The sequence below is a fragment of the Pseudomonas sp. Irchel s3f19 genome, from assembly GCF_900187555.1.
In the GTDB taxonomy this organism is placed as follows: Bacteria; Pseudomonadota; Gammaproteobacteria; order Pseudomonadales; family Pseudomonadaceae; genus Aquipseudomonas; species Aquipseudomonas capeferrum.
In genome coordinates, this window is sequence record NZ_FYDW01000005.1 from 1 (window position 1) to 14,302 (window position 14,302).

Below are 14,302 nucleotides of genomic sequence, written 5' to 3' on the forward strand. Positions count from 1 at the left end.
TGTAGCTGTCTAGCGTGATACGCACGGTATCCGTACCGGCCCCCGTGGCTTCGATCACCACATCCCCGGCGTTATCCACCACGTAGTTATCGTTGCCGAGACCACCCACCAGGCGGTCGGCACCCGCACCGCCATTGAGCAGGTCGTTGCCAGCACCGCCGACCATGATGTTGTCCAGCGTGTTACCGGCACCGACGAAATTGCCCACGCCGGTATAGGTCAGGTTCTCAAGATTGTCGATCATGCCGTAGCTGGCTAGCGTGGTACGTACGGTATCCGTACCCGACCCTGTAGCTTCGATCACCACATCTGCAGCATTGTCTACCAGGTAGATGTCGTTGCCGAGACCACCCACCAGGCGGTCGGCACCCTCACCACCATTGAGCAGGTCGTTGCCAACACCGCCGACCATGATGTTGTCCAGCGCGTTACCGCTACCGATGAAGTTGCCTATGCCGGTATAGGTCAGGTTCTCGAGGTTTGCACCCAGGCTGTAGCTGGCTAACGTGGTACGCACGGTATCCGTACCAGCTCCTGTGGCTTCGATCACCACATCCCCGGCGTTATCCACCACGTAGGTGTCGTTGCCGAGGCCACCCACCAGGCGGTCGGCACCGGCACCGCCATTGAGCAGGTCGTTGCCGACACCACCGACCATGATGTTGTCCAGCGCGTTACCGCTACCGACGAAGTTGCCCACCCCGGTATAGGTCAGGATCTCGAGGTTGGCACCCAGGCTGTAGCTGGCTAGCGTGGTGCGCACGGTATCCGTACCGGCCCCCGCGACCTCGATCACCACATCTGCGGCGTTATCCACCACGTAGGTGTCGTTGCCGAGACCACCCACCAGGCGGTCGGCACCGGTACCGCCATTGAGCAGGTCGTTGCCGACACCGCCGACCATGATGTTGTCCAGCGCGTTACCGCTACCGACGAAGTTGCCCACCCCGGTATAGGTCAGGTTCTCGACGTTGGCACCCAGGTTGTAGCTGGCTAACGTGGTACGCACAGTATCCGAACCGCCCGCCGCCGCCTCGATCACCACATCCCCAGCGTTATCCACCACATAGGTATCGTTGCCATCACCGCCGGTCATGGTATCCGCGCCAAGCCCGCCGTCGAGGCTGTCGTTGCCAAGCCCACCGTTGAGGATGTCGTTGCCAAGCCCGCCAAACAGCAGGTCGGCGCCGTCCAGGCCGGAGATCACGTCATCGCCCGTACTGCCGATCAGAATGTCGTTACCGTTGGTGCCGACCAGCGTCAACCCTGGCACTGCAGCAGTCGCCGCCGAGGTGAGTGTCTCCGGGGTGCCGAAGCCGTCGGTGTAGCGCACGATCACCCGCAGTTGCTGGTTCCCATGGTTGAGGCCCGGGGTGAAGGTGGCCGCAGTGGCGCCAATGATGTCGCTGAAGACGCCGCCAGTGCCTTGCTGCCACTGGAAGCTGAACGCCCCCAGCCCGTCCAGGTCGGCAATGCTGCCGGTTAGGGCCGTCAGCGTCTGCCCTTGGACTGGCGTAGTGTCACTGATCAGGACCGCACCGGTCGGTGCATCATTGGCGTTGGCCACCGGGTCGAGGATGTCGGAGGCAATGCTTTCTTGCACGCCGAAGTCATCCACGTAGCTGACCACCACCCGCATGTTCTGCCCCACCTGCGCCTGGGTCAGGACGAAGGTGCTGCCGATGGCGCCCGCGATGTTGACCCAACCGACACCGCGGTTCGACTGCCACTGGAAGCTGAACTGCGGATTGCTCAGGCCGTCGGCGTCGACGATGGTCGCCGGGTCGGCCGTCAGTGTTTGGTTCTGCACCAGCAGCCCGGTCACGGCCGGCCCGGCGCTCGGTGCGCTGTTCGGCGCGGAGTCGACGATCTCCAGAGTGCCCTTGGCATCCTGATACACCGCCCGCACCCGAATGCTCAACCCCGCCACATCGTCCGTCACCCGATAGGTACTGCCGATCGCCCGCGATGCTTCGCCTGCGGCGACGAAGGTGATGTCCTCATAGACACCCGAGCCCGGCAGTTGCTCGACCTGCCAGTAGTAGGCCACAGGCCCGTTGACCGCACCCGTCTGGTTGGCCGCACTGACGTTGTCGGCATCGTGCACCGCCAAGTCAGAGACACGCAGCAACTGGCCGGCAACCGGTGTGTCCTCACGCCCGCCCGTGGCATCGTCAAGGATCGCCAGGTGGCCCGATGGGTCGGCGTTGACGGCCGTGCCGACGCCAGAGGCAATGGCGCGGTCAGAGAACTGCAGCCGCTCGATGCCGGTCAGCCGATCGACACCATCACGCCCCGCCACCAGGTCGGTGACGATGACCGCATTGCCATCGACCACGACGCTGTAGTCGGTCGCAACCCCCGAGAACAAGGCGGTGTCATAGTTGTCGGTACCGCTGACAATCTCCCGGGTGATCACCAGCTGGCCCGGGTTGTAAGTACCGTTGAGCATCAGCGGCACCATCGGCTCCATGCTGTCGAACGTGGCGATTTCCGGGCCGGTGCCATCGCTGTTGGCGCGCACGCTGATGCGCACGTTGAGCCACTTGTCACCGTCGAGGATGTCATCGCCGCCGCGCCCTTCAAGCAGGTCGCTGCCGCTGCCGCCAAGGATGATGTTGCCGCCGTCGTAGAAGGTCGCACCGGCAGCCAGCAGGTCGGCCAGGCCGTTGATCAGGTTGATGTTGGTCAGCACGCTGCCGGTGGCACCGGCGGTGGGCAGCGAGGCGGCATCTTCATTGTCGCCACGCAGGAAGTCACCGTGCGCCGAACCCGACAGGCCTTCCATGATGTCGAAGCGTACCAGTGCCGAAGCACCCGAGCCCGGCACCGGCGGCACATCGAAGAAGCGGTCGGTGTAGTCGATGGTCACGCCTTGGGCGAGGCCCTTGAAGGTCGCCCAGTCGTAGCCCGAGCCGCCGATATAGCGGTCACCGAAACCGAGGCTGCCGACCATGATGTCGTCGCCCCCTTCGCCGTTGAACTTGTCGTTCTCGTTGCCGCCGATGAACACATCGTTACCGATCACCGGGTCGTTGCCGAGCGGGTCGAAGTTGTCGCCAGGCGCACCGTCCGAGGTGCCCTTCTCGATCCAGTCGTCACCTTCGTTGCCCATGTCCTGTTCGTTGGCCTTGCTACCCAGGATGAAGTCGTTGCCCTGGCCGCCAATGGCTTCGGAGGCGTCTTCACCGGTGACGATGAAGTCGTTGCCAAAACCACCGATGATCAGGTTGATGCCATTACCGCCGTGCAGCACGTCGTTGCCGTCGCCGCCCTGGATATTGTCGTCGCCGCCCACGTCGCTGATGATGTCGTCACCGGCACCGCCGCGCAGCTGGTCGTTGCCGTTGCCGCCTTCGATGCGGTCATTGCCGGCATCGCCCCAGACCGTGTCGTCGCCACCGCCAGAGACGAGTATGTCATCGCCGTTGCTGCCGCCCAGCACGATGTGCTCTTCACCGGCGTAGCGGATGTAGTTGGTGTCGGGCCCTGCAGTCAGCGGGTTGTCGCGGAACACCACCTGCTGGCCGTTATCGCCCAGCGGGTCGGCATTGCCCAGGCCATCGTTGAACTGCTTGCTGCGGTCCACTTCGAGGTAGAACGCCGGGTCCGAGAACACCAGGCCCGGCAAGTGGGTGGCCGACGTGTTGGCCATGATCAGCTTGGCGAACGAGTTGCTTTCCAGCTCGGCATTCATCGACAGGCCAGAGGTGCGCTCCAGGTAGTAGAAGCGGTCGCCGTCCTGGAGTTTTTCCATCTGGTTTTCGAACACGAAGTTGAAGGTCGAGCCGAGCATGCCGCCGAAGGGTGCTTTCGCTTCGGCCAGGCCACCGATCCACAGGTCGATGGCATCGACCCCGGTCACTGTCACAGCCCTCAGGTCATCGGCAGTGCCCAGCACACCATCCTTGCCGGGCAGTGTCACGTTGGCCCAGGCCCCAGTGCCGTTGAGGAAGTCCAGGCGGTCCGCCGGCGCTCCGTCGCCTCCGAACACCAGCGCCATGGCTGCCGCGCGCTTGTCCACCAGGGTGGTTGCACCGGTGATGGTGCTGTGCGTGCCGTAGGCGGCAATGAAGTTGATCAACGACTCCGCATGCTTGAGGTGCTGCACCAAATCGACCCAACTGGTGTACGGCTTGAGTTGGGTATCGCCGGTTTGCTCGTAGATGTCGCGGCGCACGGCGTTGAGCGAAGGAATCCCCACATCGCGGCCACGGGCGATGTTGATCGCCGGCAGGTCGAGCGGCAGGCCCAGCAGGTTGTTGCGCAGCGCCTCGGTGACGAACTCGTCAATTTCGTTACCGGCCTGGCGCGTCACCCCGCGCACGATGGCACTGGTCGCATCCTCTGGCGTGACCCCACTGGCGGCGTACGCCAATGGGTTGAGGAACGCGGCGATCAGGCCCAGTTGCTGCTCGGGGTTGGCACTGGCCGGGTCCTTGACCACGTTGAAGTCGATATCGTAACGGTCGACGGTCTCGGTCAACATCGAGTGGCCGAAGCGGTACACGGTGTGCGCGAACTCGGCAACGATCGAGGCGTCGAGGTCGACGTCATACACCTGGGTCGGGGCGAAGAACAGGTCGACGCGAGGCTGGATGGTGCGCGCGAACTCCTCGAACACCAGGTGCTGATACTGCATCTCGGTGCCGAACTTGGCCGCCTGGAACAACCGCTCGCCATTCCACACCAGCGCATCGATCTCGGCCTGGCTGGCAGGCAGTGCGGTCACCGGGTTGAGCAGCCACTCGTTGAGGAAGGCCACGTCGCCGGCATCGAGCACGGTGTCCATGGTTTGCGCCACCAGCCGGTTGTGCTCGGCGTGGAAGATCGCGTGCACGGCGGTCAGGCCGATGTTTTCGTTGACCCGGCCATCGCCCGCGATGTAATGCGCATCCAGCAGCTCGTTGTCGTAGGCCAGGTTGGCGCCTGTCTGCGGGTTGACCGGCACGGCGTTGCCCACCAGGGCATCGCCATCGGGCGCCAGCACGCCAGCGTTGAACACCGGTACGGCATTGTGGGCGATGTCGGCGAGGAACTCGTGGCCCGTGCGCACGGCATTGGTCAGGTCGATCGGCGCCAGCGGGTTGCCTTCGACCAGCACGTCATCCGCCGTGCCGCCCAGCCCATCGGCGCCCTTCATCACCACCATCGGGTAGCCATTGGGCCCTTTGACGAAGTTGCCATAGGCATCAGTTGCCAACAGCGGAACATTCCCGACGTCGGCATCGGTGAGGTGAATGCCGAGCAGGTCGTTAGCCTGCGCCTTGACCACCTTCCAGGTCGCCATGCCGCCAATTTCGCTGTCGTCCGCACTGCCGAACTTGCCATCGGTACCGAGGTCACGGTTGGTGATCAGCCGGCCAGTGGCGACGGGGCCCTGGTCGGTCATCTGGTAGCCGCGCAGGAATACCTGATGCGAGGGATGCGAGCTGTAGGTCTGGTTCTGGTCAACGAACGGCGTGGTGGTGTTGGTGTGCTCGCGGATATCGTCGGCGGTGCCGAGAAGACCATCTGGCCCTGGCTGGTTGGTGGCGCGGGTCAGCACCATGAAATTGGTGTTGCCACCAGGCACGTAGAGCGGGTCATCCGGTTGCAATGGAATAAACACCGTGCCTGATCCCCCCTTGGTTAGCAGGTCCAGACCGTGGTCGAAGAACTGCCCGAAGAAAGTCATCCAGGCATTGAACGGTGCAGACAGCCCAGCATCCGCCGTGGTGTTTTCGAACAGGTAGACATCGCGATCGTCAGTGGTACCGAACTGGCCATCCATGCCAGGGCTGGCGACCACCCGTACGCCATCCTTGAGCACGTCGTCGTTACCCGGCGTGCCGAAGTTGAGCACACCGTCCGCGCCTGGGTCGTAGGCCGTGGCATAAGCTGCCGGGTTGTTCGAGGTCTGGTCGACGATCAGGTTGCTGATGGTACGCGGCTGCGAGTCGAACACCGCTCCGCTGGTCTGCTGATAGGAAGACCCGGGAATGGCCGGCGAGCCAGGGCCGAAGAAGCCGGCCGGCGCGCCTTCGGCCGGGTTGAACACCGGGTCTGTCAGCCGTGGGAAGACGTTGTCGGCAGCACCGAACTGGGTGTTGTTGATACCGTTGAGGTTCATCAGGTTGTTGTTCGAGCCGTCGACCGTCCGCAGACCCATGGCCGCCCGGATGTTAGGTATCAGCGAGAGGATATCCTGCCCGGCAGCATCGGCCTCGGCAATCTTGATCTGGGCCAGGATGAAGTTCAGGTCGGAGCGGACCATGTGCAGACCCTCTCCCCCTTCGCTGGCATCGACCACCGGCGTTGGTGCAGTTGGTACCACGGGCGCGCCCGCTTCGACTACGGCAGTGGGCTGCGAGAACATCACTTCGGTGGTGCCGTGGGCATCCTGGTAGATCGCCTTGACCCGCAGCGACAACCCGGCCAGGTCCGGCGAGACCTTGAACGCGGTGCCATCGGCGCTCTGGAACGCCAGGTCGCCGGCCGGCAACAGGATGATGTCTTCGAACACACCGCTGCCCGGGTCGGCCTCGAACTGCCAGTAGTAGGACACCGACGTGTTGTTGAGCAGCCCTTGTGGGTTGGTCGGTGAAATGTTGTCGCCATCCAGTACCCCGGCCATGCTCACGGTCAGCATGTCGCCCACGGTGATCGCGCCGGCATTGCTGTCGGTGATGGTCGGGCTGCCGGTAGGCTGAGCGTTCACGCCCGCCACCAGCACGCGCTGGCCGTCGGAGAATTGCAGGCGCTCGATATGCAGCAGAGTGTCGGTGCCGTCATTGCCGACGGTATCGGTTACCGTCCACACATCGTCCGCCACATCGGCCGTGCCGCGGGTGTTCTGGGTGACCACGTAGTCGGCCTGAAGCCCGGAAAACACCGCGGTATCGAAGGCTGCACCACCGGTCGAGCTGCCCGGCAGAATTTCCCGCACGGCCTTGAGCTGGCCGGGGTTGTAAGTACGGTCGAGCATGAACGGGATCATGTCGACCATGCTGTCGAAGCTGGCGATTTCCGGCCCGGTGTGGTTGACGTCGTCGGCGGCGTACACCGCGATCCGCACGTTGATCCACTTGTCACCGTCGATCAGGTCATCGCCCCCACGGCCCTCGATCAGGTCGCTGCCGTTGCCGCCCAGGATGATGTTGCCGGTGGCAAAGCCGGTGGTCGGTAAACCTGCATCGGCGAGGAATTGCTCCAGCCCGCGAATCAATGCCACGTTGGTCAGCGCACTGCCCGTGGCTCCGCCGTGGTTGAGGATGGTGACTGCATCGACGTCGTCACCTTTGAGCACGTCGCCGAACCTGGAACCGGACAACCCTTCGACTTCGGCAAAGCGGTCGAGGATCGAGGCCGGCGAGGCGCCGACCGGGTTGAACACCCCGGCGTTCTGGTTCGGCGCGTTCCCATGCGGCTGCGCCAGTGCGGCCAGGCTCAGGTCGACGGTCACGCCGACCTGGTCATTCTTGTAGGTGACCCAGTCGAAGCCGGACATGCCGTCCATCTTGTCCTGGGCATCGCTGCCGACAAAGATGTCATCACCGCCTTCGCCGATCATCTCGTCGAAGCCACCGCCGCCGACGAAGATGTCGTTGCCGATCACTTCATCACCCAGCAGTGGCGCGAAGTTGTCGCCGGGCGCACCGTCCTGGGTGCCCTTCTCGATCCAGTCATCGCCCTCGTTGCCGGTGGGTGGCAGGTTGGTCTTGGCGCCGAGGATGAAGTCGTCGCCCTGGCCGCCGAAGGTGGTGCTGATGTCTTCGGTGGTGATGATGAAGTCCTGGCCGTCGCCGCCCAGGATCAGGTTGCCGGCAACGCCCATGCTGCCGGCGACGATCACGTCGTTGCCGGCGTTGCCTTCCAGGCGGTTGTCGCCAAACGAATCGGTGATGATGTCATCGCCCGCGCCGCCCAACACCGCATCGTTGCCCGCGCCGCCTTCGAGGCGGTCATTGCCGCCGTCGCCGTAGAGCGTGTCATCACCTTCGCTGGAAATGATGATGTCATTGCCTGCAGTACCCCCCAGCACCACATGATCCAGGCCGGTGTAGTGCAGGTAGTTGCTGTCGGCGCCCACGGTATCGGGGTTGTCGCGGATCACCAGGGGCACGATTTCCTGGCCGTAGATCATGATGCCGCCAGTCGGGTCGGCCTTGCCGTCGGCACCCAGCCCGGTGAACTGGTTGGCCTGGTTCACTTCGAGGGTGAAGGTGGGCGTCAGGAACACGGTGTTGGACAGGTGGGTGACATCGGAGTTGAGCATGATCAGCTTGGCGAAGGAGTTGTTTTCAAGCTCCGTGCCGAAGTTGGTGCCCGCCATGCGCGACAGGTAGTAGAACCGGTCGCCGTTCTGCAGCGCCTCCATCTGGGTTTCGAAGATGAAGTTGAAGCTCGACCCGAGCATGCCGCCGAACGGCATCTTCTGCTCGGCCAGGCCACCGACCCAGAAGTCGATGGTGTCAACGCCGGTGATGGTCACCCCGGTCACGTCGTCTGCAGTGCCCAGTACCCCGTCCTTGCCGGCCAGGGTCACGTTGGCCCAGGCACCGGTGCCGTTGAGGAAGTCGAGGCGGTCGGCCGGCGCACCCTCGCCCCCGAACACCAGGGCCATGGCGGCGGCGCGTTTGTCTTCCATGGTGGTCGCCCCGGTGATCGAGGCATGGGTACCGTAGGCGGCGATGAAGTTGACCAGCGATGCGGGGTGCTTGAGGTGGTCGGCAAAGTCGACCCAGCTGATGTAGGCCTTGAGCTGGCTGTCGCCGGTCGCGGCCCAGAACTCACGGCGGGCCTCGTTCAGGGTGGGGATGCCGGTATCGCGCCCGCGTGCCAGGTTCAGTGCCGGCAGGTCGAGCGGCAGGCCCAGCAGGTTGTTGCGCAGCGCTTCGGTGACGAACTCGTCGATCTCGTTGCCGACCTGGCGCGTCACGCCACGAATGATCGCCCCTGCCGCTTCATCCGCAGTCGCCCCGCTGCCGGCGAACGCCAATGGGTTGAGGAAGGCGGCGATCAGGCCAAGCTGCTGATCGGGGTTGTTGGGGTCGGTGAGGATCGGGTTGAACTCAGGGTCCAGGCGGTCGACGGTTTCGGTCAGCATCGAGTGGCCGAAGCGGTACACCACGTGGGCGAACTCGGCGAGGATGGCCGGGTTGATCGAGGTGTCATAGCCATTGGGCGCCAGAAATTCGTCGATCTGCGGCTGAATGGTGCGTGCGAACTCCTCGAACACCAGGTGTTGGTACTGCATCTCGGTGCCGACCTTGGCAGCCTGGAACAGGCGTTCGCCATCCCACACCAAGGCCGCGATAGCGCCGGGTGTGGTCGGTATCGCGGCAACGTCATCCACCAGCCACTCGTTGAGGAAGGCCAGGTCGCCCGCGGCAAGGATGGTGTCCTTGGACTGCTGGACCAGGCGGTTGTGCTCGGAGTGGAACACGTGGTGCACGGCGGTCAGGCCGATGTTCTCGTTCACCCGGCCGTCACCAGCGATGTAGTGGGCGTCGAGCAGTTCGTTGTCATAGGTCAGGTTGTTGCCACCTGCACCCACCGGCTGCGCATTGCCCACGTCGCTGTCGGCGTCGGCCTGCAGCACGCCGCCGACCACCACCGGCGCGGCGTTGTGGGCGATGTCGTCGAGGAAGGCATGCCCGGTGCTCACGGCGTTGGCCAGGCTGATGGGCGCGGCGCGATTGCCTTCGACCAACTGGGTCACGTCATCGGCAGTCCCGGCAATACCGTCGGCGCCGTTGCTGATGCGCATCACCACCTGCGGCATGCCGTTGGGCCCCCGCAGGAAGTTGCCATAGGCATCGGTCGCCAGCAGCGGCACGTTATGCACGTCGGCATCGGTCAGGTTGATACCGAGCACGTCGCGGGCCTGGGCCTTGACCACGGCCCAGGTGGCCATGCCGCCACTCTCGCCATCGCCGTCGTCGGCCGTGCCGAATATGCCGTCGGCGCCCAGGTCACGGTTGGTGATCAGGCGCCCGGTGGCAATCGGGTCGCCGGCGGCGTTGAGCATGTACTCGCGCAGGAACACCTGGTGCGAGGGGTGCGAGCTGTAGGTCTGGCTCTGGTCGACGAAGGGCGAGGTGGTATTGGGCTGGCTGTCGTCGGCCGTGCCGACCACGCCATCGGCGCCGGCCGTGCGCACGGCACGTGACAGCACCATGAAGTTGGTCGGGCTGTTGGGCACGAACAACGGGTCATCGGGCTGCAGCGGGATGAACACGATGTCGGTGGCGCTTTTGGTCACCAGGTCCAGGCCATGATCGAAGAACTGGCCAAAGAAGGTCATCCAGGCGTTGAAGCCGGCGGTCAGGCCCGCGTCTGCCGACTGGTTGGGGATGAAAAACACAGGCTTGTCGTCGGCGGTGCCGAACACGCCATCCAGGCCGGGGCTGATCACCGGCGCGGCGCCACCGTTGGCCTCAACCGCTGCGGGGTTGTTCGCGGTCTGGTCGACGATCAGGTTGCTGATGGTGCGGGGCTGGCTGTCGACCACCGTGCCGGTGCCGGCGTAGGCCGCACGGTAGGCGGGGTCGAGCAGGCGCAGGAAGGCGTTGTCGGCAGCGCCGAACTCGCTTTGCCCGGTCACCAGGTTGTTGAAGCTGCCGTCCACGGTGCGCAAGCCGAACGGCACCTGGCTATTGGGCAGCAGATCGATGAGGTTGGCGCCCTTGGCGTGGGCTTCGGCGATAAAGATCTGCTTGAGGATGAACTCCAGGTCCGACTTGCTGAAATTGGCCATTTCAATTGCCCTCGATGTATCGAAGAAACAAGCGGGGCAACAGGGTCCTTCCCGCGCCCAGTCGTTTGACGTGCGCAGTGCGTGGTTCGGTTTTCCGGGGATGTACAGGCGATGACTTCTGGTCAAACGCGATCCCTGTAGGTACGGCCTTGCCGGTAACCATTCAGGGCCCGAATAACCAAGACTAAAGTCGTAGAGTCAAACCTTGTCAATAAGCCGCCGTAAAAATGACCCTCGATGATAATGCGTTGCAACTCGCTGTTTTTACGTGACTTATGAGAAGTTCAATGCATTTATAGAGCAAAATGATATTACAAGACATTTCTCTGCAACCTACGCTGCTGCTTGTGGGAGCAACGCAGCGTTTTCGGACAACCCGCCTATAGAGCGACCCGCCTGCGAGCCGATCAGAAGCCACAGCTAGAGCTGTCCGGGACGCCGCAACGGCCTCCGGTTTTGTGAAGAGGGAGGCCCCAGATGCACAAGCAGCCGCGCACCCGTTCCGAATTGGCCGAGGCGCTTTTTCGCCTGCGCCGCAGCTTCTACGCCCTGGCAGGCTTCAGCGGCGTGATAAACGTCATGATGTTGACGCCAGCCGTGTACATGCTCCAGGTCTATGACCGCGCCCTGGTCAGCCGCAATATCACCACGTTAACGATGCTGACCCTGCTGGTGGTGGGGCTGTTCCTACTGATGTCCGCCCTGGAAATGATCCGCACCCGGGTGTTGATCCGGGTAGGCAATTGCCTGGACATGGACCTCAACCAACGCATCTTCAGCGCCGCCTTCGAGCGCAACCTGAACCGCGCCGGGGGCAACCCGGCCCAGGCCCTGCAAGACCTCGCGCAGGTCCGCCAGTTTCTGACCGGCAATGGCCTGTTCGCCTTCTTCGATGCGCCGTGGACGCCGATCTACCTGCTGGTCTGCTACCTGATCCACCCGCTGCTCGGGCTGGTCACGATGATCGGCTCGATGATCCTCGCGGGCCTGGCGTACCTCACCGAAAAGGCCACGCACAAACCGCTGGCCGAGGCCAACCACGCGGCACTGTCCTCCGCCAACTACGCCAACAACAACCTGCGCAACGCCGAAGTCATCGAGGCCATGGGCATGCTGCCGTCGATCAGCAAGCGCTGGTACCAGAGCCACCTGCGCATCCTGCAGATGCAGACCCTGGCCTCCGACCGTGCAGCCCTGATCAGCAGTACCGGGCGCTTTGTGCGCATTACCCTGCAATCGCTGATTCTCGGCACCGGCGCGCTGCTGGCAATCGAAGGCAAGATCACCCCGGGCATGATGATCGCCTGTTCGATCCTCACCGGCCGCGCGCTGGGGCCGGTTGAACAGGTGATCGCCTCCTGGAAGCAACTGCTCGGCTGCCGCACGGCCTGGGGCCGGCTCAACGAGTTGCTGCAGGACTACCCACGCCGGCCACCGAGCATGTCGCTGCAACGGCCGGTGGGCATGCTCGCCGTGGAGAATGTGTTCGCCGGCGCCCCCGGCACCAACACCACCATTCTGCGTGGGGTCAGTTTCAGCCTGGCGCCGGGCGAAAGCTTGGGCGTCATCGGCCCCTCCGCCTCGGGCAAGTCCACCCTCGCCCGCCTGCTGGTTGGCGTCTGGCCGACCCAAGCCGGCAAGGTGCGCCTGGACGGCGCCGACATTTTCAACTGGAACAAAAGCGAACTCGGCCCCTGGCTCGGCTACCTGCCGCAGGACGTGGAGCTGTTCGAAGGCACCATCGCCGACAACATCGCGCGGTTTGCCGAGGTGGACAGCGAGGCGGTCATCCGCGCCGCCAAGAGCACCGGTGTGCACGAAATGATCCTGCGTTTCCCGCAGGGTTACGACACCCGCCTGAGTACCGATGGCAGCCCACTGTCCGGTGGCCAGAAGCAGCGTATTGCCCTGGCCCGTGCGTTGTACGGCGAACCCAACCTGGTGGTGCTGGATGAACCCAACGCCAACCTCGACGACGTCGGTGAAAAGGCCCTGGTCGATGCCCTGGCTGAACTCAAGGCGCGTGGCGCCACGGTGATACTGGTTTCTCATCGGCCCAACGTGCTGTGCGCCGTCGACAAAGTGCTGATGCTGCGTGACGGCGGCGTGCAGATGCTGGGCACGCGCGACGAAGTCTTCGCTGCGCTGCGTAAAGCCAGCGTGATACCGGCGGGCACAGCGGCGCCGCTGGCGTCGGTAAAAGTACGGGAGTGACCGATCATGCACATGAGCCAACCTACCGAGTTGATCCCCGCCGAGGCGAAAAACCTGATCGACCTGGATGCCGGCAAACCGGCGCGCTGGGGTGTATGGCTGGTCGTTGCCGGCTTCGGCGGCTTCCTGCTGTGGTCGTGCCTGGCGCCGCTGGATGCCGGCGTGGTCGCCACCGGCACGGTCAAGGTCACCAGCAACCGCAAGGCGGTGCAGCACTTGAGTGGCGGCACCGTGGAGGCGATCCTGGTGCGCGAAGGCGAAGTGGTGAAAAAGGGCCAGGAACTGGTGCGCCTCGATGCCCTGCGCGCTGTCGCCGAACAAGGCGCAGTTAGCGCCCAGTACATTGTCAGCAAGACCGTGGAAAACCGCCTGGAAGCCGAGCGCGACAGCCGCGACACGGTGAACTTCGACCCGGCCTTGCTCACGCGTTTCGGCACTGACCCGCGCCTGCTGGCCGCCATGGACTTGCAGCAACGCTTGCTCGATACCCGCCGCGCCGGCCTGGCTGGCGAAATCAGCATCCTCGAAGAGAACTTGGCGGCATCGGCCGTGCAGCTCAAGGGCCTGCAGCAGGTGTATGGCGCCCGCGCCTCGCAGATCAACTTCCTCGGCCAGGAACTGCAAGGCACCCGCGTGCTGGCGGCCGAAGGGTATGTGCCACGCAACCGCCTGCTGGAACTTGAACGCAGCAACGCCGACCTGTCCGCCGGCCAGGCCGAGAACCTCAACAATATCGCCCGGGTGCGCAGCCAGACCACCGAGATCAAGCTGCGCATTCTGCAGCGCCAGCACGACTACCTGAAAGAGGTCGAATCGCAACTGACCGACACCGCCAAGGAAAACACCACGCTGGCCGACCGCCTGCGGGCGCTGGACTACGAAGTGACCCACACGGTGATCCGCTCGCCCATCGACGGCATGGTCCAGGCGCTGGGCATCGCCACGGTGGGCGGGGTGATCCAGCCCGGCGCCAAGCTGATGGAAGTGGTCCCGCTGGACGAGCCGTTGCAGGTCGACGCGATGATCCCGGTTCAGGCCATCGACAAGATGGTCCCAGGCCTTGCCGTGGACATCGCCTTCCCGGCCTTCAACCACGCCCAGACACCGAACATTCCTGGCCGGGTGAAGACCATCTCTGCCGACCGCCTGCTTGATGAAGAGAGCAAGCAACCCTTCTACCTGGCCCAGGTGGACGTCTCGCCCGCCGGCATGAGCCTGTTGGGCAGCAACCACATACGGCCCGGCATGCCCGCCACCGTCACCATCAAGACCGGTGAGCGCAACCTGCTCAGTTACCTGCTCAAGCCAATGCTCGAACGCGTGGACAGTGCTTTCAAGGAGCAATGA

General features: G+C 64.0%; 3 protein-coding genes. 2 read left to right on the forward strand and 1 reads right to left on the reverse strand.

What is annotated here, in order from left to right; genetic code table 11:
* Window positions 1–10,741 (reverse strand): peroxidase family protein (locus tag CKW22_RS13940; protein WP_143500734.1); only part of this gene is annotated, 10,741 nt, incomplete at its 3' end.
* A 477-nt stretch (window positions 10,742–11,218) separates the two neighbouring features.
* Between CKW22_RS13940 and CKW22_RS13945 the strand changes: the two genes are divergently transcribed.
* Window positions 11,219–12,955: a type I secretion system permease/ATPase gene (locus tag CKW22_RS13945; protein ID WP_033697131.1), complete on the forward strand. Its 1,737-nt coding sequence runs from the start codon at window positions 11,219–11,221 to the stop codon at window positions 12,953–12,955.
* Window positions 12,956–12,961: 6 nt separating this feature from the next.
* Window positions 12,962–14,302 (forward strand): HlyD family type I secretion periplasmic adaptor subunit, encoded by a 1,341-nt coding sequence (locus CKW22_RS13950; protein ID WP_050506031.1) that lies wholly within the window; start codon window positions 12,962–12,964, stop codon window positions 14,300–14,302.

Coding starts and splice junctions, on each gene's coding strand:
- CKW22_RS13945 (WP_033697131.1), top strand. CDS start 11,219: ATGCACAAGCAGCCGCGCACCCGTTCCGAATTGGCCGAGGCGCTTTTT.
- CKW22_RS13950 (WP_050506031.1), top strand. CDS start 12,962: ATGCACATGAGCCAACCTACCGAGTTGATCCCCGCCGAGGCGAAAAAC.